This is a genomic window from Sphaerochaeta sp., assembly GCA_022482495.1.
Lineage (GTDB): Bacteria > Spirochaetota > Spirochaetia > Sphaerochaetales > Sphaerochaetaceae > RUG023.
Window position 1 is genome coordinate 109,497 of sequence record JAKVPA010000003.1, and the last position, 21,368, is coordinate 130,864.

Genomic DNA, 21,368 nt, shown 5'->3' on the forward strand with positions numbered 1-21,368 from the left:
GCCTCCGGCATACCGAGTTTTCCAGAACCTAGTAGTTCTTGGCAACCAGCTCGAAATAGGCCTGCGGATGACCACAAACCGGGCAGACGCCAGGGGCTTTCTTGCCGATGACGATGTGTCCACAGTTGGAGCATCTCCAGATCTGCTCGCCGTCGCGGCTGAACACCAGACCATCCTGGACGTTCTTCAGCAGGGCGAGATAGCGTTCCTCGTGGGTCTTCTCAATGGCGGCAACCATCTCGAACAACGTCGCGATCTTGGTGAACCCTTCCTCATGGGCAACCTTGGCGAACCCTTTGTACATGTCGGTCCACTCGTAGTTCTCACCAGCGGCAGCGGCCTTCAGGTTGGAAGCGGTATCCGCGATATCACCAGATTCCTGCAGGAGTTTGAACCAGATCTTTGCATGCTCCTTCTCGTTGTTGGCGGTCTCCTCGAAAATGTTTCCGATCTGCACATACCCTTCCTTGCGGGCTTTCGAAGCAAAGTAGGTATACTTGTTCCGAGCCTGAGACTCACCGGCAAACGCCGTCTGCAAATTCTTTTCCGTCTGCGATCCTTTCAGTTCCATACCTTACACTCCTTCACAATGATGGAATTTATGTTGACAATCGGGACAAACCCCCCGGTAGATGACATCTTTGCCCTCCACCAGGTATCCGGAAGCATCAACGATGGTTTCCAGACTTTCGCCCGAAGTTACGCACAAATCACTAACCCGCCCACAAACCGTACACTGGATATGATAGTGTGAGGAAAGCGTTCTGTCAAAATGTTCAGGCCCGTCTGTGACACGAACCGCACGGATCTTTTTCTCATCGACAAGATTGTGGAGGTTCCGATACACCGTGGACCTGCTGATGGACGGATGCTTCCGTGCCACCCGCTGATACACTTCATCAGCATTGGGATGATCATCGGACGCAAGCACCGCTTCCAGAACCAATTCCTTTTGTATGGTCTGCCGTTTTTCAGTAATCATATTTGATTCTTATTAGTACTTTATTCTATCAAGGAGAATGTGTCAATATTTTTTAGAAAAAGATGGTCCCTTTCGCTGACCATTCTCATCCCAAACAAAAAAGGGACTCCTCTTTCGAGGAATCCCCTGTATCGGACACTAAATGAAACTTACGTGTCGTCTTTCTTATTCTTCTTGTCGTCATCAAGCCAGAAGAAATTATCGTTCTCGTTCTCTCCTCTGGTCTTGGTGTCACGGAACTTGTCGAATCCATACGGCTTCGGCTTGCGGTCCGGGCGATCCTTTCCAAATCCACCACGGCGATCATCGCTGTAGCGGTCAGGACGTGAGAATCCACGGTCTCCGCCGAATCCACCACGACGGTTGTCATCACGGCGGCCGAAACCACCACGATCACCATAGCCGCCACGGCTGTCATCACGACGCCCATAGCCACCACGATCACCATAGCCTCCACGGCTGTCATCACGACGCCCATAGCCACCACGATCACCATAGCTTCCACGGCTGTCATCACGACGCCCATAGCCACCACGATCACCATAGCCGCCACGGCGGTCGTCATCACGACGTCCATAGCCGCCACGATCACCATAGCTTCCACGGCTGTCATCACGACGCCCATAGCCGCCACGATCACCATAGCTTCCACGGCTGTCATCACGACGCCCATAGCCACCACGATCACCATAGCCGCCACGGCGGTCGTCATCACGACGTCCATAGCCGCCACGATCACCATAGCTTCCACGGCTGTCATCACGACGCCCATAGCCACCACGATCACCATAGCCGCCACGGCGGTCGTCATCACGACGTCCATAGCCGCCACGGTCACCATAGCTTCCACGGCTGTCATCACGACGTCCATAGCCGCCACGGTCGCCATAGCCGCCACGGCGGTCGTCATCACGACGTCCATAGCCACCACGATCACCGTATCCACCACGGCGGTCATCATCGCGGCGTCCATAGCCGCCACGGTCACCTCCCCGGCGATCAGAATCTTCGTCTCCGGCATCAGAAGATTCCGCGTCAGCATCCTCTTCTTCCTCACCTTCGGCATCTTCATCCTGGTCATCATGGTCCTTGCGGCCCTGGCCGTACGGACGAGGCTGGAACGCTTTCTTGGCGATGGCCATCCGGTCTTCTTCCGTCTCCGGCTCCGCATCCTCGGACGCATCCGCTTCGGACTCATCCTCAGCATTCTTTGCCGTCTTCGGCTCGTCATCAGACCAATGGAGCGTCAATACATCGTCATCCGCCTTCTCCTCAGCTTCCGGCTGGGAATCAGCAGACGGTTCGACCGTCTCAGAAGCAGGAGCTTCCGCTTCCGGCTGGGTTGGAGTCTCGGCATCCGTCTTCACTTCGTCTTCCGGAGCTTCCGTTTTCTTGGAAGCGGACTTCGTCGTTTTGGTGCTCTTCTTGGTTGTCTTCTTCGCCTTCGGCGCCTCTTGTTCGACATGCTGGTCGGTTTCCGTCACCGCCGCTTCATCCAAACCTTCTTGTTTCTTTTCTTCTTCACTCATTTGTGGTACATCCTGCTGCACTTCCGCAGCTTCATTCATCGGTGGGAACACCAGTTCATCCTGGTGGAGCCTCACCGTCTCAGTCTTGGCTAACAGCCAAGTTCGCGCGGTCCCTTTCTTATGGGCAAATCCTGGTGCTGCGACCTCCCAGGTGATCTCCCTCACATCAAAACCGCTGATCAAGCGCTTGTCCAACTGGAAACTTCCCAGATTATTCGAGAACAAGAGCAGGCCGTCATCGGCCAACAACACATTCAGCACCCTCAGCCAACGCGCGTAATCGCGCTGTACATCAAAGTCCGAATCCATCTTGTGGCTGTTGGAGAACGCCGGAGGATCGAAGATGATCAAATCAAACTTCTTTCCATCCCGAACCGCTCCCCCCACGTATTTCCATGCGTCCATAGCCACACACGGGCACGCTTCCCCAGAAAACCCATTGTCCTGGAGGTTTTTCCTCGCCCAATCCGTATACGTCGCGGATAAATCGACCGACACCACCGAACGGGCACCCCCGCCCATCGCGTATACGGAAAACGCGCCCGTATAGGAGAACAGGTTCAGCACCCTCAGCCCTTGGCTATGCTCCCTGACCATCTGCCGGGTTACGGCATGGTCCAGGAACAGGCCTGTGTCGATTCGTTTGGTAAGGTCCACGGTGAAGGTCAAACCATTCTCCTTGACCGTGGTGACCACCGATGTATCGCTGAGGATTCCATGCTGCTCCCGCCCTTCGCGTTTTTCGCGATGGTAGAAGATCACATGATCCTTCTCGATGTACAGCATGCGTCCAGCGATGTCGCAGCACGTCTCTCTCGCCGGGTCATCCATTCCGTCCCTGCTGTAATCGGTGATCCTCGCATATTTCCCATAGAGATCCACCGTAACGGGAAATTCCTCCAGGTTCCGGTCATACACCCGCATGCAGTCCGTATCATACTTCAGCATCAGGCGGCGTTGCTTCAACGCGTTCGCTTTCAAAATCTTCCCGAAATCCTTCTCGAAATATTCCATGGTCTCTCTATTGGTTCTTTTGCAACGTGCATCATATATGATAGAATAAAAAAAAGCTAGATGGGGGTCGAAGATGGAAGACGACGCGCGGAAATTCATCCAGGAACTGGAAGAAAAGCGAGGGTCGAAGATACGTTGGAAGACCTATTCCACGTGGTACGCCAACTCGGACGGGGTCCAAAGGGAATACGGCGTGTTCCTGTATCGCGCCGGCGATTCGTTCTGGTTTGAGGATTTCGAGCGGATTCCGACGTTTCTGGGCTTCCCCATCAAACAGAAGAAGGACGCCCCGAAGTACATCAAGTATGAAGCCTCGTTCCCTATGGAACAGGTGAAGGATACCAAACCCGTCACACGGGCGACCGCCGAACGGGTGGCTGCCGGCAGACTGGAACCCAAATTCGCCAAAACAGCAAACGGCTGGCAGCGCGTCTTCTCCCAGATCGTGGAGATGGTGACGCTTTCCGACGGCACCGTCCATTTCTTTGAGTTGATGGACCGCAAGCAATTCCTCGCCCAACTGGCAAGCAAAGGAGAACAGTGACATGGGTGCATTCAAAGCGTATGACATCCGCGGCGTGTATGGCCAGGATTTCACCAAAGACACCGTTTATCGGATCGGGACGTTTCTTCCCGGCCTGCTTCAGGCCTCGTTCGTCGTGGTAGGCCGCGACGTACGCACATCCAGCCCGGAAATCTTCCAGGCGCTCTGCGACGGCATCACCGACGCGGGATGTGATGTATGGGACATCGGGCTGGCCACTACCCCGATGGTCTACTATTCCACCGTGCACTTCAACGCGGAAGCCTCGGTGCAGATCACGGCAAGCCACAACCCGCCGCAGTACAACGGGTTGAAGATCTCCCGCAAAGGGGCCATTCCGGTCGGCTACGACACGGGGCTGAAGGAACTGGAACACTTGGTGACCACCCAAGAGGTGAAGAAAGCCGCCGTCAAAGGCAAGGTAATCAAAAAAGACGCCCTCACCCCGTACATCGCGTTCCAGAAACAGTACGTGCCGGATGTCTCAAACCTTGACATCAGCATCGACTGCTCCAACGGCATGTCCTCCATTCTGATCCACGACCTGCTGGGAGAACGTCCCCACTACCTGTATGACACGCTGGACGGCACCTTCCCCCACCACGAGCCCAACCCGCTTGAGGAGAAGAACTGCAAAGACCTCGAGGCGGCCGTGCTTGCCAACCACAGTGATGTCGGCGTCATCTACGACGGGGATGCCGACCGGGTGATGTTCATCGATGAACGGGGCCGGTTCATCCAACCGGACTACATCACCGCCGTCATCGGCAGCGAACTGCTTTCCAAGGAAAAGGGAAATACGCTGGTGGACATCCGCACCAGCCGGTCCACGACGGAATACCTGGCAAGCCTGGGCTCCAACGTCACCATCTGGAAGGTAGGGCACGCGTTCGCCAAGATGAAGATCCGTGAGATCCACGGCATCTTCGGCGGAGAACTCGCCGGCCACTATTACTTCCGTGACTTCTTCAACTGCGACAGCGGTATTCTCGCCTCGATGATCGTCCTGAAGGTCGTCGCGCGCCTGAAGAAGGAAGGAAAGACATTCAGTTCGTTCGTCGACTCCATCGTCAAGTACGCCAACAGCGGAGAGAACAACTTCAAGCTGGTGCACAAGGATGAAGCGATGAAGGCGTTGTATGACGCGTACGCGCCCAATGCCGACCGTGTGCTGGATTTCGACGGCTACCGCATCGAATACAAAACCTGGTGGTTCAACGTGCGCAAGAGCAACACCGAACCCTACCTCAGGCTTGTGGTAGAAGCGAAGGACAAGGCGCTGCTCGACGAGAAATTCGCCGAACTTTCCGCCATCATCAAGCGATTTGATTGAAGGAGTAACAACCTATGAAAGTACTGCTTTTCGGAGGCGCCGGATACATCGGCACGCACGTCGCCATGGCGTTTTTGGATCGGGGGGATGAAGTCGGCATCTACGACAATCTCTCCAGCGGGCTGAAGAGCAACATCAGCCCCAACGCGAAATTCTACGAAGGCGACATCATGGATGCCGAGCACGTGGGAAAGGTGTTGTCCGAGGGATGGGATGCCGTGGTTCACCTTGCCGCGTTCAAGGCGGCAGGAGAATCGATGCTGAAGCCGGAGAAGTACTCTCTGAACAACATCACCGGTTCCCTGAATCTGATCACCGAGTGCGTCAAGCACAATGTGATGAACTTCATCCTCTCCTCTTCCGCCGCGGTATACGGGGAACCTGCCTACCTCCCGGTCGATGAGAAGCATCCCAAGAACCCGACCAACTACTACGGATACACCAAGTACTGCATCGAGCAGAATCTGGAATGGTACTCCAAACTGAAGGGACTCAGGTACGCGGCGCTCCGGTATTTCAATGCCGCAGGCTATGACTGTGACCTCCGGATGACCGGTCTGGAACGGAACCCCGCCAATTTGATCCCCGTCGTGATGGAAGTCGCCGAGGGCAAACGCCCCAATCTGCTGGTATACGGCAACGACTATCCCACCGAGGATGGCACCGGAGTACGTGATTACGTGCACGTCAGCGACCTTGCCGACGCCCATGTGATGGCGGCGGACTACCTGCTGAAGAACGGAGAGAACCTGGTGGTGAACCTCGGCTCGGAGACCGGACTTTCCGTCCAGCAGATTCTGGACGCCGCCCGTCGCATCACCGGTCGCCCGATCCCGGCCCAGTACGTCGCCCGTCGCGCCGGCGATCCTGCCAAACTGGTGGCCACCAGCAAACTGGCCCACAAACTGCTCGGATGGGAAGCGGGCCGCAGCGACCTGAACACCATCATCAGCTCCACCTGGGCGGTATATGAGGAGAACATGCGCAAGTTCGGAAAAATCTGAGCCTTTTGTTTTCCCTGTCCCCTTCCCCGCTCTTACGGACGAAGGGGAATTTTTTTTGAGAAATAAACGCTATTATACATATGTTATTGTGAAGTCATTCATAATATTCTTCCAATACTTGAGGAGTACTTTTCGATAACACGTTTCTTCTGTATATTATCAAGCGAGAGGAGAAACGATAATGACACGTATGTTATTCTACGATACGAAATCATATGACAAGCTGTATTTCGACCAACTGAAAAAAGCGTTTGATGTGGACATCACCTACGTCAGCGTGGAATTGAACGAGCAGACGGTGACCATGGCAAACGGATACGAGGTGGTGTGCGCGTTCGTCAACGCCACGGTGAACAAACCGGTCATTGGCAAGCTGGTCGCGGGAGGTACCAAGCTGCTCGCCATGCGGTGCGCCGGATACAACAACGTGGACATCCAGGAGACCTGCGGCAAACTCCATGTGGTGCGGGTTCCCGCGTATTCGCCGTATGCCATCGCAGAGCACGCCATGGCGCTCCTGCTTACGCTGGTCCGCAAAACCAACCACGCCTATGTACGGACAAGGGAATTCAACTTCTCCCTGGAAGGGCTTGTCGGCTTTGACTTGCACGGCAAGACGATTGGTGTGGTGGGGACCGGGAAGATCGGAGGGGTGTTCGCCACGATCGCTGGCGGCTTCGGCATGCGGGTGCTTGCCTACGACGCCTACCCGAGGAAAGATCTGAACGTTACTTATGTGACGCTGGATCAATTGCTCAAGGAAAGTGACATCATCAGCCTGCACTGCCCGTTGACCCCGGAAACCCGCCATTTGATCAACGCCCAGCGTATCGGACAGATGAAGGATGGCGCGATCATCATCAACACCAGCCGCGGAGCCTTGGTGGACAGTCAGGCGCTCTTGGACGCGCTCCGGTCGAAGAAGCTCGGAGGTGCCGCGCTGGATGTATATGAAGAGGAAAAGGACCTGTTCTACCAGGACAACTCCACCAAAATCATGGAAGACGCCACCCTGGCGCTTTTGATCAGCATGCCCAACGTCCTGGTCACCAGCCATCAGGCGTTCCTGACCAATGACGCGTTGGAGAACATCGCCAGAACCACGTTGCAGAACGTCAAGGACTGGAAGGATGGCAAAGACTTGGTCAATGAGGTGTGTGTGGATTGCAAGGAACAGGGAATGCCGCTGAAGCATCCATCCAAGTAATCGAAAGAAAACAGAAGGCGGTCCCTCACGGAACCGCCTTCTCGTCGCTCGGCCAGAGGGATTTGAACCCCCGACAGGGTGGTTAACAGCCACCTGCTCTACCGACTGAGCTATAGCCGAATGAACATTAGGTAAGATACCGTTTTTCTTGCGTACCTGTCAATATCAAAAAAGAGGAACAACCAACGGTTTTTTCGAGAGTTTTCCGATGGCATCTTCTTTCCTCACACTGAGAGGTTTATTCTCATATCCAGTTACAATTGAAAAGGGGTTGCCGTCTCCGGCAACCCCTCGGTTTTCAGATCACGAGCCGGTTATTTCACCGGGAAGTGCTTGGTCAGATAGTCCATGAAGACATCGCTGAGCAGCGAGCCCTCGGAGAGCTTCTTTCCGAACATCGTGTATCCATCACCACCGGCGGCCATGAAGTCATTGGTGGCTACCTTATAGGTCGCGTTCTTGTCAATGAGCTTGCCATTGAGCAGGACGCGGAGGATACGCTTGCCCGGTTGAGCGAAGCGGTTGTACACCACCTGCAGATCACTCTGCGCGTAGCGGCCATCCGTGACGGGGAGTTTCTCATATCCATGCTCAAGGGCGGCATAGACATCGGAACCCTTCATCTCACAGACGGTGATGATGTTGGTGAACGGCAGGACGTTGATCACATCACCCTTGGTGACGTTGCCGGCCTTCAGAGAGGCACGGATGCCACCGCCATTGGTGATGGTGAAATCAGCACCGCTGCTCTCCGTCATTGCGGCGGTGATCAGCTTGGACAGGTTGGTCTGTCTGGTGCGCACATGCTCCCGTTGACCGTCGAGATCCGTCGGGATCGTGGCGATCACCTGGTTCATCTGCTCGGCCAGCTTGTCATTGACGCTCTTGACGTAGGCGGTCACTTCCGGATCATCAGGAATGGAGGTGATACCGTACTTCTTGGCGAGATCACTCTTAGCAGGATCAAGCACATCCTTGGCAGGAACCAGCATGGCGGTCTTGGAATCCACCTTGCCATCCTTCACCAGGACATCCACGACTCCGACATTCTTCAGATACTCGCCGGTCTGGACGATCAACGTGTCTCCGACCTGCTTGCCCTGAGGAAGTTCGGTGTGGCTGTGACCATCCACGAAGAGGTCAATGCCCTTGACGTTCTGGGCGATCTTGATGGAAGTGATGCCGTTGGCACCCGTCTCATCCACGCCGATGTGGCCAAGGACGATGACGAAGTCAGCGTACTTCTTCACGATGTTCACCATCTTCTGCGTCCGCTCATACAGCGTGTCCGGATTGAAGCTGTACCCTTCCGTATTCTTCGGATGGCTCATCGTCTTGGTATCCGGGGTGGTAAGCCCGATGACACCGACCTTGAAGCCGTTGAAGTCATACAGCTGGTACGGCTGCAGGACGAGCTGTCCATCATCCGTGGTGAAGTTGGCGGAAAGCACCCGTACGTTGGAATACTTCTCGGCGAGCTTCGCCTCTTCGATCAGACGAGCGGAACCATAGTTGAAGTCGTGGTTGCCCGGAGCGACGGCATCATAGCCGAGCATGTCGAGCAGCACGCCGACCGGCTCACCCTGGAACAGGTTGGCCAGGTTGGTTCCATGGGAGACATCACCGGCATCAAGCACCAGGATGTTGTCCGTAATGGAACGACCCATCTTCAGCAACGTGGCGAGTTTGGCATAGCCCATGCCACCATCGGCGGGGACGATGCGGGCGTGCACATCGTTGGTATGGACGACGATCAGATCGAACGTCTTGGTACCAGCGGTGTTCTTCTCCACCATCTTCACACCGTACGGATACGGCAGCAACGCGGAAACCGCGGGATCCTCAGGAACAGGGGCCGTAGCGCTGTAGCCATAGGCGGTGATGTACGAAGCATACTGCTTGACCAGCTTGCTGTCGGCAGGATCCGTCACCGCGTCAGCGGGAACGGTCATCGGATAGGTCGCCGTGACCTTTCCGTCCTTCACATGCAACTGGACAACACCGATGCTGCGAAGCTTGGAATCCGCACGGACAATCTTCGCGCCGTTGACGGTTTTCGCTTCCGCGTCACCACCCGCAGCGACGAACAGGTCAATTCCATTGAGGTTCTTGCAGATGTACTCGCTGGAGAACTGACCCTCATCACCAGTATCGGCGATGACGATCACATAATCGACCAGTTTGCGGGCCATATCGATGGCTGCCTGAGCATTGGCAAGAATAATGTCACTGGTGAAGGAGACACCCGGCACGTCTTTCGGCGCGGTCAGGCCGACAACGGCAACCTTGAATCCGTTGAAGGAGTACACCTGGTACGGAGTCTCCAGCAGGTATCCATTGGCGTCAAGCGCATTGGCGCTCAGCGCGACGGCCTTGGAAGTTCCGGTAACACCAGAAGCAAGTTGTATAGATTGAGGAGTATAGGCGCTGTATCCGATCTCATCGAACGCCTTGGCGACTTGCAACGCGGTCGTGTCATCCAGATCACCAATGGATCCGGTATTGAACAGCAACCAGTTGTCCGTCACGCCGGCACCGATTTTTGCGAGCGTCGCCAGCTGGGCCAGACTCATACCACCAGCCTCACCGGAGAACGCGCCGTCGATATCATTGGTATGAACGACGAACAGATCAAATTCTTTGTCTCCACGAGCGTTTTTCACCGTGGTGTTGACACCATAGGGATACTCGCTCTTCGGAGCAGCCGCAACCGTTTTGGCAGGAGCTGTTGCTTCCACCTTGGCAGGTGCGGTTTCCGCTACTTTCGCTGGCGCAGGCGTCGCTTCCACGACTTTGGCTGGCGCAGTCTCCGCTACCGCGGCAGGAGCCGCAGTCTCAGCCTTGGCAGGTGCCTCAACGACAGCGGCAGGCGCGGGCGCTTCAACCTTGGCAGGCGCCTCAACGACAGCGGCAGGCGCAACAGTCTCCGCCTTTGCGGGAGCTGCGGGTGCCGGGGCAACTTCAATGACTGGAGCCGGCGGAATAGCCTCCGCTTTCTTCGCGGTGGTCTGGCAACCAACCAACGCGACGGCCAACATGACAGCGACAATTACTGTCAAAACAGATTCCGACAGACGTTTCACGTTCATCCTCCTCATAATTTCCCAAACGTTCGCACTCACTATAACACAAAGAGGCAGTCCATGGATACAAAAAAGCACATGGTTTTGACACAAAAAGAGAGCCTATAGTACGCAACTACAGGCTCCATTTACCGTTTTTCACGGAAAACGATTACATCAGATCTTTGGGCTTGCGCGCCGTATTACCCGTCTTCTCGCAATACGCGACCTGATGCAGTTTGCCATTCTCGAAAACCGTCTTCATCTTGATGGCACCGCCCCATCGGCTCATCAGGACCTTCGCGTTGCCATGGTGCGCGTTTTTGGAAACTCCTCCAGCCATATTGTTAACCCTCCATACAGGTATAAGATTCGTCGAAACATGACTACTATAGCGGATTCAAGCCGGAAAAGTCAAACCCCTCTGGCATTTTTTAATTTTCCGGGGGTACAATACGGATATGCGTATCCTCAGAGAACTGTTTTTGCTTCCCGTCCATCTGTATCGGACCGTGCTGGCTCCGCTGTTCTCCCATGGGGTATGCCTGTACCAACCCACCTGCTCAACCTATTTTCTGACAGCGGTGCGCCGCTTTGGCATCGGCAAAGGAACCATCATGGGACTGGCCCGGGTGTTCCGGTGCAACCGCTGGTTCATGGGCGGCCCCGACCCCGTCCCGGAGACCTGGTCGTGGAAACAGATCAAGGAAGGCTACACGATCTTCAAGAGGCGCTGAGTTCCTTGACGAAGGAGATCAACACGGAGAGGGCGCTCTCGTTGTACCCGCCTTCCGGGATGATCAAATCGGCGTATTTCTTCGTTGGCTCAATGAAATTCATATGCCCCGGACGGACAACCTCAAGATACTGGGTGATGACGCTGTCCACCGTCCTTCCCCGCTCATTGATGTCCCGTTTCAGACGCCGGATGAACCGGATGTCACTGGGAGTGTCCACGTACAGCTTCAGGTCCAGCAGATCACGGATACGTTTGTCGTACAGGACCATCAAGCCCTCAATGATGACCAGCGGCTTAGGCTCGATGTGCACCGTCTGGGGCAACCGGACACTGTGGACGAAGTCATACTGGGGCATATCAATGGGTTTCCCCGCTTTGAGGTCTGCCAAATGCTTGTACAACAATGTCGTATCGAACGCGTCCGGATGATCGAAATTGAACGCCGTGATGTTGTCGTTGTTGAAATAGGAAGCCGACCGATAATAGTTGTCCTGGGGAATGAAGACAAAATCACTGCACACTTCCCCGATCTTCCGGACAATCGTCGACTTTCCAGATCCGGAACCTCCGGTGATGCCAATGATCCGCACCTCCTTCATCAGTTCAGCGGACTCCAAACGCATAGACGGTCGTGCTGTGGAACGTATCACCCGCTTTCAGGATGCAGGACGGAAAATCGGCATGGTTGGGACTGTCCGGATAGAACTGCGTCTCGAAGCACATTCCCTCATGCCGACCGAACCCATTGCATTTGACCGAACCATCCAGAAAATTCCCCGTATAGAACTGGACGGCGGGAAGCGTGGTGGACATCCGCATCATGATACCGCTCTTCGGGTCATACACTTCGCCGAACGGTTTCAGGTTTCGGGAGGCATCAGCCAGAATATAGCAGTGGTCATACCCCATGCCCACCGATCCGATATCGGCGCCGACCCGTTTCTCCGTGGAGAAATCGAACGGTCCCCCCGCCACGGCGATGCGCCGTCCGGTGGGGATCAACAGGTCGTCGACCTCCAGGATGTACGGACAATCCAACCGGACCAGATGATTCTCGATCGTTCCACTCCCAGAGAAATTGAAATAGGTGTGATTGGTGAGGTTCAGCGGCGTATCCTTGTCCGAGGTGGCGCGATACTCCAGGGAAAGCGCGCCTGCTTCGGTAAGCGTGTAGGTGACCGTCACCTCCAAGTTCCCAGGCATGCCGCCATCCCCGTCCGGGCTGTGGTAGGCCAACGTCACCGCGTTCCCCGTCGGGGAAGCATGACGGAACGTCCACTGGTGCAGACCGAAATCACTTGCCCCGTTATGCAAAGCGTTGACCCCATGGTCGTTCTTTTCCATCTGGTACGTCTTTCCATGCAGGGTGAACTTGCCATCGGTAATCCGGTTGGCGAATCGCCCGATCACCTGCCCGTAATGAGGGCTGGTCAGATTGGCAAGCACATCATCCATCCGGGCGATGACCCGTTGGGGCTTTCCGTTGCCGTCCGGCACCTGAAGATCGGAAAGAATCGCGCCCAACGAAAGGATTTTTGCCTGATACTTTCCACTCTTGATGGTCGCTTCCTCAACCGGTTTGCCTTCAAACGAAACATCCAACACCTTGCGCTCAACCATACTCCCCTCCCTTAGTTGTCCGACTCCTTGGTCTTCAACACGGCAAGATAGGCATGCTGGGGAATCTCTACGTTCCCCACCATCTGCATCCGTTTCTTGCCTTCCTTTTGTTTTTCCAGTAGTTTCCGTTTCCTGCTGATGTCGCCGCCATAGCATTTGGCGATGACATCCTTGCGGTACGGACTGACCGTCTCACGGGCGATGATCGTGCTGCCCAACGCAGCCTGAATGGCGATCTTGAACTGCTGGCGGGGCAGTTCGTCCTTCAGCCGTTCACAGATCTGCCGTCCTCTGCTCTGGGCGTTCGCCTTGAACACCAGCTGGGAAAGCGCGTCCACCGGCTCGCCGTTGACCAGAATATCCATTCTGACCAGTTCGGTCGGCTTGTACTCCTCCACCTCGTAATCGAAGGAGGCGTATCCTCTGCTGATCGACTTCAACCGATCATAAAAATCAAACAGGACTTCGGAGAGCGGCATGGAATAGACAAGCTCCACCCGCTTCTCATCCAGATAGTTCATCCCCGTCTGGGAGCCCCGCTTCTCCATGCAAAGCGTCATCACGGGTCCGACATACTGGGTCGGTGTGATGATGTTGGCGCGGATGTATGGTTCTTCGGCGCTTTCGATGCGCGACGGATCAGGATACTCCATCGGGTTGTCCACCTCAAGCTCCTCGCCGTTCTTCATATGGAGGTGGTATCGGACGGATGGGCTGGTGAACACCAGCGAAAGCCCGTATTCCGTCTCCAACCGTTCCTGCACCACTTCCAGATGCAGCATGCCAAGGAAGCCACACCGGAATCCGAAGCCAAGGGCGGCGGAACTGTCCTTCTCGTAGATCAGGGAGGCATCGTTCAGCTTCAGCCGCTCGATGGACTCCTGCAACTCTTCGTAATCGTTGGAATCCACCGGGTAGATGGAGGAAAAAACCACAGGCTTGAGTGGTTTGAATCCTGAAAGCGCTTGTTTCGCAGGGTTCTCCGGATGGGTGACGGTATCCCCGACCCGGATGTCGCTGATCGTCTTGATGCCGGCAATCACATACCCCACATCCCCATCATGCAACTCTTCCTGTTTTTTCAGCTCCAGCTGAAAGATGCCCACTTCTTCCACCTTGTAGACGGCGCCGCTGTGCATGAATTTGATGGAATCCCCCGCTTTGATCACTCCGTCAAACAGGCGGACATGGACGATGACGCCCCGGTAGGCATCGTAGTGGGAATCAAAGATCAACGCGGCAAGCGGCTCTTCGTCGGAGCCGGAGGGAGCGGGAATTTTCTCCACGATGGCGTCATACAGGGCATCGACGTTCTCCCCCGTCTTGGCGCTGACCTTGATGGTTTCTTTGGAATCCAGCCCCAGTTCGTGGTCGATCTGTTCCAGACACATCGGAATATCCGCCGAAGGCAAGTCGATCTTGTTGATCACCGGAATGATCGTCAGGTTGTGTTCCATGGCAAGATACAGGTTGGCGATGGTCTGCGCCTCCACACCTTGGGACGCGTCGATCAACAGGAGAGCCCCTTCACAGCTGGAGATGGCGCGGGAGACCTCGTAGGAAAAATCCACGTGGCCCGGGGTATCAACCAGATTCAGGTTGTAGGTTTTCCCATCCTTTGCCGTGTAGGGAATGGTCACCGCCTGGCTTTTGATGGTGATGCCCCGTTCCCGCTCGATGTCCATGTTGTCCATGATCTGCGTCTGCATCTGCCCACGGGTCGTCACCAGACGGGCTTTTTCAATAAACCGGTCGGCCAGTGTCGACTTGCCGTGGTCGATGTGGGCGATGATGCAGAAGTTCCTGGTCAGTTCGGAATGACGATCCATCGGTCACTTCCCTTCCTGGGGAGCGGTCGGTTCAGCGGCAGAGCCTTCGGTCTGGCGCATCCGCTTGCGGCATTTCCGCTTTGGCGGCATTGCCTTCTTCAGCGGCCTTCTCGTCATCCGGTTCCTGGTCAAGCGTCGGGAAGCCCAACAGCTGGCGGACCTGAGCGTCATCCAGCGTTTCCTTCTCCGTCAACGCCAGAGCCAGCTTGTCCAACTGGTCGCGGTGCTCGGTGAGGATCTTCCGCGTCTCATCCAGGCAATCGTCCAGAATCTTCTCCACCGCTTCGTCGATCCGTTTGGCCGTCGCCTCACTGTAATCCTTGTGCTGGGTGATCTCCCTGCCCAGGAACAGCGGTTCGTCCTCATCTGCCAGATTCATGAAGCCCAGTTCGCTCATGCCCCATTCCGTGACCATTCTGCGGGCCAAGTCAGTGGCCTGCTTGATATCGTTGCTGGTCCCGGTGGTCGTTTCCCCGTAGATCAACTCTTCGGCGACATAGCCACCCATGCAAACTTTGATCCAATCAGTCAGCATCGACCGATTCTTGGTATACGGATCCCGCTCAGGGAGCGAGACGGTAAGCCCCAACGCCCGGCCATGCGGAATGATGGTCACCTTGTGCAGCGGATCCAGGTTCTTCAGATAATAGTGCAGCAGTGTATGTCCCGATTCATGGTACGCCGTCGCCTTCTTCTCATCGTCCGTCATCACATGGCTCTTGCGCGCCACACCAAGGAGCACCTTGTCGCGCGCCTGTTCCATGTCATCCATGTTGACGGTCAGCTTGTTGGCTCGGGCCGCGAACAACGCAGCTTCGTTGACCAGGTTGGCCAGATCGGCGCCACTGGTTCCCGCCGTGCCGCGGGCTAGCCGTTTCAGGTCAACATCCGGCGCCAGTTTCAACGGTTTGCAGTGAATTCTCAGGATCGCCTCACGTTCTTCGATGTCTGGCAGATCCACCACCACCTGGCGGTCGAACCGACCCGGACGAAGCAACGCGGGATCCAGGACGTCCGGACGGTTGGTCGCAGCCATGACGATGACGCCATTGGTCGTTTCAAACCCATCCATCTCCACCAGAATCTGGTTGAGCGTCTGTTCCCGTTCGTCGTTTCCACCGCCAAGCCCACCACCACGGGTCCGGCCTACGGCATCCAGCTCATCGATGAACAAAATGCAGGGAGCGTGTTTGCGCGCTTGATCGAACAGGTCACGCACCCGCGCTGCGCCCATACCGACGAACATCTCGACAAAATCAGAACCACTGGTATGGAAGAACGAAACGCCACTTTCCCCGGCCACCGCTTTGGCAAGCAGGGTTTTTCCCGTTCCCGGAGGACCGACAAGCAGCACGCCACGAGGAATCTTCGCGCCGACCTTGGTGAAGTGCTCCGGATGTTTGAGAAACTCTACCACCTCCTGGAGCTCGTACTTCGCCTCCGCTTGTCCGGCGACGTCAGCGAACGTGATATGTACGTCGCTGTCCATGTATTCCTTCGCCCGGCTCTTGCCCAGATTGCTCATCATCTTGTTGTTCAGTCCGCTGGACTGTCGGTACAGCATGATGGTGAACACGATGAAAATGATCCAAGGAACCAGCTGGAGGATTACCTGCAACGCGGATATCTCCTGTACCGAACCGCTGACCGTCACATTGTTCTCTTTCAGAATGGTCAGCAATTGCTCGTCAAAATAGGGAATCCGTGTCCGCGCCTGTGTCCCATTGGTCAGGATGAAATCAATCTGGCTCTGTTCCTTGATCTCCGCGCTGGAGACCTGTCCCGCCTGGACGTACTGAAGGAAGGTAGTATATGGCACGCTTCCCGGACGGTTCGAACCGGAGGAATCGAACAGCATGTACAGGAACATGATGATCAGAATCACGAAGACGATGAACGCGAACCGGTTCTTCGGATCCCAAGGCTTTTTCATCGACGGACGATCGCCACCTCCGAAGAAATGGTTGTTATCCTCGCGATGGTCATTCCCGGAATCCGGGTTATCTTTTGATTGGTTAAACAAAATCACACTGGTTTCCTTTCTCCGATACTATAAACAATTGCATCCCGCGGGGCAAGGGATTTACAGGAAACGGACAAGCGGTCATGCCCTCCGCACCACCGCCCGAAGACGGCAAGCACGCCGGTACCGCCCTCCAAGACAGGGATACGGAACCGCCGAGAAGGCGACACTTTCCAGTCTGACGCCAAATCACGGATCCGTACCGGACCATCAACGGCATCCAACACATCACCAGAGAGCTGAGAACGCAACACCGCGTGGGAAAGCAACACCACCGGCAGACGGAGCAACAACGGGTCGACCTCCGGCCCATCGGAGAGCACCCGGAGTTCCAACTGGTCATCCAATGGCACCACATCTCCCGGCTTCAAGCCATTCACGGAGAGCACAAACCCCTGCTCCTTCCGTTCCGGTTCGGCGATCACCAGATCCCCGGAGCATCGGATCACCTTTCCATTGGCCCGGATGCGCCAATCCCCTCCCTTTTCCACCGCTTCCCTGATCCGTTTGACGCCAGCAGAGCGAACCCGTCGGTCAGCGTCAAGCAACCGCAGGATCACGCCATCCCGGGCAGGTGGTGGACAGGCGAGGAAGGCGCTACGGGAAAGCGGGGATACGGAGACCATCGACGCCAGGTTATCCAGATACCGGGACAATTCCCCACCGCTTTCCGCCGTCCTTGCCACGGCGTCAAGCGCCTGGGGAAACACGGACTTCAGCGTGGGAATGATCTGATGACGCACCCGGTTGCGCAGATACGCGTCATTGGCGTTGGTGGAATCCTCCGACCAGGAAAAGCTCTGCTCCTCCAACAAGGCACACAGCTGAAGGTGGGAGAAGGAAAGCAACGGATGGAGCACCGTGACGCCATCCATCACGACACGCGGGGCGATGGCCAGCCGATGGCAGGGGGACCCCTGGCAGAGACGCATCACCATGGTCTCCAGTTGGTCATCCGCCGTATGGGCCGTCACCAAAACCGCGTTATGTTCCTTGGCGAACGAGAGCAACAGCTCGTACCGCTGGCTTCGCGCGGCCTGCTCCGTCCCCACCCGTTTGGCATCCCCTGCCAACCGTTTGGGGTCAACATCCTTCACCACAAGCGTAAAACCAAGCGTCCTGCAGTTTTTTTGATTCAGCGCGATTTCCGCCTGTAATTCCATTTCCGTCCGGATGTGATGGTTCACATAGACCGGCCAGACCGGGCTTTTCCTCCCGGACAACGCGCACAGCAAGGCCAGGCTGTCCGCCCCGCCGCTGAAGGCGACGACAAGCGGAGTGCCAACAGGGATCAACTTACGAATCGAGGCGACGATTGTACGCACATTCCACCTCGCTCAAAGGAGTGCCACTCATCAGGGCGCGAAGGGCCTGGGCGGCGCGGTCAAGACCCTCCGCATAGCGGGGATCGGTCTCCCGCGTCAGCACATGATCCACCACCGTCTCCCCGGGCCGGGGACGACCGGTTCCGACATACAGCCGGGTGAAGTCACTGGATCCGAATCCCGGCAATGACGGACTTCAGTCCGTTGTGCCCTGCCGAAGATCCTCCTTTGCGGATACGTATCGTACCCACGGGAAGATCCATCTGGTCACACACCACAATCATCGCTGCGGGATCCTCAGCGGTGAAATCAGGGGCGATATCCCCGCTGTTGTTCATGAACGTCAACGGCTCCACCAAGAGCCAAGGACGATCCACTACCGTGACCGAGGCCGAACGATACAAACGAAAACAGCGTTTTCTCAGGCGAACCTGAAAAAACGCTGCGCATCGATCGACCACGTCAAACCCGGCGTTATGCCGCGTATGGTCGTACTTGGTTCCTGGATTTCCCAATCCAAGCACCAACGGCATCACTTCTTGTCTTTTCCGTCCGTTGCACCGGCAGCGGGAGCGACGCCAGCGGCAGGAGCGGCAGCGCCATCAGCGGCGGGTGCGGCGGCAGCCTCAGTCGTAGCTGCGGCAGGAGTCGCAACGACCTCTTCCTTCACCGTTCTGACGGACGCGATCGTCTTGTTCAGGTCATCCAGAATCTTGACACCAGCGGGAATCTTGATGTCGGAAAGATGCTTGACGGTGTTGAGCTGCATGTCCGCGACATTGCAGACCAACGTCTCAGGCAGGTCTTTCGGCAAACTCTCGATTTCCACTTCGTACATGACCTGATCCAGAACACCACCGTCGCGGCAACCGGCAGGATTGCCTTCCAGCGTGATGGTGACGAATGTGCGCAGGAGCTGGCCACGAGTGACTTCGTAGAAGTCCACATGCTGGACGATGCCCTTCAGCAGGTTATCCTGATAATCCTTCATCAGGCATTCATATTCCTTGTCGCCCACCTTGATGACCAACAGCGCCGTCTCGGTGAAATGGCGCATCTTCAGGTTGAATTCCTTCGCATCAAGCGTGATATGGACCGGTCTGTTCTTGCCGTAGATGACGGCGGGGATTCTTCCCGCGCGAACCACACGGCGGCTCCCCGCGGAACCGAAATCTTCGGTCCTCAGCTGGGCGCTCAGTTGTTTCTCTTCTTTTGTCATGTGAGACTCCTTACTACTCTCATTGGCCAAGAGCCAATTACCATGGGCAGGACATCAACGATATCCTCACAACACCCTTTCAAACGACTGGGAAGGAGGGATTCGGACCCCCGATGCCGGCACCAAAAACCAGAGCCTTAACCACTTGGCTACTTCCCAATTGAAACGCTATGAAGCCTAGCGTAAAATGGTCGGTTTGTCCAGCGTTCCTACACACTGTCCGTTTCAGTCACGACTGCGCTTCCCGCGGAAACCACCCAGGTGTCCACGGAACATGGCATCACTTCAGTCACCCGCCGGCAGAACGCATCTACCTGATCCTTCTTCTCACTGAGGAAAAACCAACAGGCGCCGCTCCCGGAAAGCGAACCATATCCATCAAGCCCTTGCTGCAGTTCCGCCAGTTGTTGATACACCAGACGACCATCAACAACAGAGAGAAAATCATTGCGGAAAATACCGTCCCACGTGTTCAGGCCTTTGGCTAACGCCGCAAGCACCGCTTTCCGAGAAGGCAACGCGGGACGGGATACCGCATCCAACGCGCGATAGGCCAGACCGGTGGAAACAGACAGGTTCCGTGGCATTACCAGGCAGACATGCCATGCTCTGGAGGAAAGAGGCTCAACCCGCTCGCCCCGACCGGTCACGTAAGCGCAAGGATACCCGGACACAAAGAAGGAAACATCGGAGCCGACAGCGCAGGCCACGGTTGCCAAGCGATCCTCACCGATGGGATGGAAGCGATCCAACGCGCGGAGCACCGCGGCGGCGTCAGAGCTTCCACCACCCAGCCCCGCCTGGACGGGAATCCGCTTGACGCAATCCACTGTTACTTTCAACGAAACCCCGCTTTCCCCCATCCAGGCAAGCGCAGCTTTGGCCATCGTATCCGAGCCAGGAGCGCAGTATGCCTCCACCCCGGTCACCGTCACCGAGGGAACGGACGCAGGCTGATACCGCACGCGCACCGTATCGCAAAGCCCCGTCGTGCAGAACACAGAAGAAATCTCATGGAATCCATCCGGCTGTTTGTTCCCGACGGCCAGATGGAGATTAATCTTGGCGGGGGCAGGAAATCCGCACGTCATTCCACGTTTCCTTCATTGGATATCTTCCTTCCCAAAGCCAATGGCTTCAAAAATTTCCTGGAACGTAATTTCCGTTTTCTCCGCCCATCCGTGATTGGCCTGGGGGTTTCCCGGACTGGGGTGGATGATCGAGGAAAGCACCCGTCCTTGGGAGAAAGGTGCAAGCTTCGCCTTGGCATACTGCCCCACACCCACCAACGCTTTCGGTTGGAAATAAGCGATGACATCCTCCAGATAGGCGTCGCAGATGGCGTCCAGACGTTGGCGCTCAGACCGATCCAGATGGTCCGGCGTGATGTTCTTCCCCATCGGACCAGGGTCGACAAACGCCAGCGGACAGTAGTTCATCACGCACAATTGGGAAAAGCAAGCGGAAGCGGTATGGTATCGGTTCTGTAAAAAGCCCCAGAGCCTCCGGCCACTCACTTCGCTCCGGGTACAGGAAAAGCCCAGCACAGGGCGTTTGGGATGCATTCGTGATGGCTGTCCTACCGGAGCCTGGATGCCCAAGAAGTCACGTACGGCATTCACCTCTCCGAACGGAACCCCGGTCTGGGCCATGCCGAACGGACCGGGATTCATCCCCAGGAGCAACAGGTCGACCGGATGGTCGCACCACGTCTCCAGATATATCCGATGGGGTTCCCAGGCGTACTGGAGGGGATTGTACACATACAAAGCGGGATCAAACGACAGTCGTGCAACATCATCCCGAAGTTGTTCCGTCCGCCGCACCAGTTGCCGCACATCCTCCATATCCATCTCCATCCGGAGAAACACTACCATGAAGGAAGCATTCCGACAAGCAGAGATTGCTCCGCCTCGCAGAGACGTGGTATGGTGAAAC

The 21,368-nt window shown here is 56.1% G+C and carries 18 protein-coding genes, 2 tRNA genes and 1 pseudogene; 5 read left to right on the forward strand and 16 right to left on the reverse strand.

Annotated features, from left to right (window positions below; genetic code table 11):
• Nucleotides 1-28: 28 nt before the first annotated feature.
• From LKE28_04620 to LKE28_04630, 3 genes are all read right to left on the reverse strand, one after another.
• Nucleotides 29-571, reverse strand: coding sequence for a rubrerythrin family protein (locus LKE28_04620; GenBank protein MCH3907535.1), 543 nt, complete (start codon nt 569-571; stop codon nt 29-31).
• A gap of 3 nt (nt 572-574) precedes the next feature.
• Nucleotides 575-982, reverse strand: a complete 408-nt coding sequence (locus tag LKE28_04625; protein ID MCH3907536.1) for a transcriptional repressor — start codon at nt 980-982, stop codon at nt 575-577.
• A gap of 149 nt (nt 983-1,131) precedes the next feature.
• Nucleotides 1,132-3,525 carry a class I SAM-dependent methyltransferase gene (locus LKE28_04630; GenBank protein MCH3907537.1) on the reverse strand — a complete coding sequence of 798 codons (2,394 nt, stop codon included), beginning with the start codon at nt 3,523-3,525 and terminating at the stop codon, nt 1,132-1,134.
• A 73-nt stretch (nt 3,526-3,598) separates the two neighbouring features.
• Between LKE28_04630 and LKE28_04635 the strand changes: the two genes are divergently transcribed.
• From LKE28_04635 to LKE28_04650, 4 genes are all read left to right on the forward strand, one after another.
• Entirely contained in the window at nt 3,599-4,069 is a 471-nt protein-coding gene (locus tag LKE28_04635) for a hypothetical protein (protein MCH3907538.1), read from the forward strand.
• A gap of 1 nt (nt 4,070) precedes the next feature.
• Nucleotides 4,071-5,402 (forward strand): phosphomannomutase/phosphoglucomutase, encoded by a 1,332-nt coding sequence (locus tag LKE28_04640; GenBank protein MCH3907539.1) that lies wholly within the window; start codon nt 4,071-4,073, stop codon nt 5,400-5,402.
• A gap of 14 nt (nt 5,403-5,416) precedes the next feature.
• Complete coding sequence (galE, locus tag LKE28_04645; GenBank protein MCH3907540.1) at nt 5,417-6,406, forward strand: UDP-glucose 4-epimerase GalE; 990 nt, start codon at nt 5,417-5,419, stop codon at nt 6,404-6,406.
• A 181-nt stretch (nt 6,407-6,587) separates the two neighbouring features.
• The gene (locus LKE28_04650) at nt 6,588-7,613 is read left to right on the forward strand and encodes a 2-hydroxyacid dehydrogenase (protein MCH3907541.1); all 1,026 of its coding nucleotides are present in this window, start codon (nt 6,588-6,590) and stop codon (nt 7,611-7,613) included.
• A 47-nt stretch (nt 7,614-7,660) separates the two neighbouring features.
• Here the strand turns inward: LKE28_04650 and LKE28_04655 are convergent.
• The 3 genes from LKE28_04655 to LKE28_04665 all read right to left on the reverse strand — a co-directional run bounded on the left by LKE28_04655 (nt 7,661) and on the right by LKE28_04665 (nt 11,018).
• Nucleotides 7,661-7,733 (reverse strand) — tRNA-Asn (locus tag LKE28_04655).
• A 194-nt stretch (nt 7,734-7,927) separates the two neighbouring features.
• Entirely contained in the window at nt 7,928-10,702 is a 2,775-nt protein-coding gene (locus LKE28_04660; GenBank protein ID MCH3907542.1) for a 5'-nucleotidase C-terminal domain-containing protein, read from the reverse strand.
• A gap of 145 nt (nt 10,703-10,847) precedes the next feature.
• A complete protein-coding gene (locus tag LKE28_04665; GenBank protein ID MCH3907543.1) occupies nt 10,848-11,018 on the reverse strand; it encodes a hypothetical protein in 171 nt (56 codons plus the stop codon).
• A gap of 118 nt (nt 11,019-11,136) precedes the next feature.
• Between LKE28_04665 and yidD the strand changes: the two genes are divergently transcribed.
• Nucleotides 11,137-11,412, forward strand: a complete 276-nt coding sequence (yidD, locus tag LKE28_04670; protein ID MCH3907544.1) for a membrane protein insertion efficiency factor YidD — start codon at nt 11,137-11,139, stop codon at nt 11,410-11,412.
• Here the strand turns inward: yidD and udk are convergent.
• From udk to LKE28_04720, 10 genes and pseudogenes are all read right to left on the reverse strand, one after another.
• Complete coding sequence (gene udk / locus LKE28_04675; protein MCH3907545.1) at nt 11,399-12,013, reverse strand: uridine kinase; 615 nt, start codon at nt 12,011-12,013, stop codon at nt 11,399-11,401. The two genes, yidD and udk, sit on opposite strands and share 14 nt — an antisense overlap.
• A gap of 4 nt (nt 12,014-12,017) precedes the next feature.
• Nucleotides 12,018-13,034: a galactose mutarotase gene (locus LKE28_04680; protein MCH3907546.1), complete on the reverse strand. Its 1,017-nt coding sequence runs from the start codon at nt 13,032-13,034 to the stop codon at nt 12,018-12,020.
• An 11-nt stretch (nt 13,035-13,045) separates the two neighbouring features.
• The gene (gene lepA / locus LKE28_04685) at nt 13,046-14,863 is read right to left on the reverse strand and encodes a translation elongation factor 4 (protein MCH3907547.1); all 1,818 of its coding nucleotides are present in this window, start codon (nt 14,861-14,863) and stop codon (nt 13,046-13,048) included.
• A 31-nt stretch (nt 14,864-14,894) separates the two neighbouring features.
• Nucleotides 14,895-16,733: an ATP-dependent zinc metalloprotease FtsH gene (gene ftsH, locus LKE28_04690; protein MCH3907548.1), complete on the reverse strand. Its 1,839-nt coding sequence runs from the start codon at nt 16,731-16,733 to the stop codon at nt 14,895-14,897.
• Nucleotides 16,734-16,888: 155 nt separating this feature from the next.
• Nucleotides 16,889-18,211: a tRNA lysidine(34) synthetase TilS gene (gene tilS, locus LKE28_04695; protein ID MCH3907549.1), complete on the reverse strand. Its 1,323-nt coding sequence runs from the start codon at nt 18,209-18,211 to the stop codon at nt 16,889-16,891.
• Nucleotides 18,183-18,744: pseudogene (gene pth, locus LKE28_04700) on the reverse strand (aminoacyl-tRNA hydrolase). Before pth ends, tilS begins: the two are co-directional and overlap by 29 nt.
• Nucleotides 18,744-19,430 carry a 50S ribosomal protein L25 gene (locus tag LKE28_04705; GenBank protein MCH3907550.1) on the reverse strand — a complete coding sequence of 229 codons (687 nt, stop codon included), beginning with the start codon at nt 19,428-19,430 and terminating at the stop codon, nt 18,744-18,746. The pseudogene pth and the gene LKE28_04705 overlap by 1 nt, the downstream one beginning before the upstream one ends.
• An 87-nt stretch (nt 19,431-19,517) precedes the next feature.
• A tRNA-Gln gene (locus LKE28_04710) sits at nt 19,518-19,589 on the reverse strand.
• A gap of 50 nt (nt 19,590-19,639) precedes the next feature.
• Nucleotides 19,640-20,521 (reverse strand): 4-(cytidine 5'-diphospho)-2-C-methyl-D-erythritol kinase, encoded by an 882-nt coding sequence (ispE, locus tag LKE28_04715; GenBank protein MCH3907551.1) that lies wholly within the window; start codon nt 20,519-20,521, stop codon nt 19,640-19,642.
• A gap of 12 nt (nt 20,522-20,533) precedes the next feature.
• A complete protein-coding gene (locus tag LKE28_04720; protein MCH3907552.1) occupies nt 20,534-21,307 on the reverse strand; it encodes a single-stranded DNA-binding protein in 774 nt (257 codons plus the stop codon).
• Nucleotides 21,308-21,368: the final 61 nt, after the last annotated feature.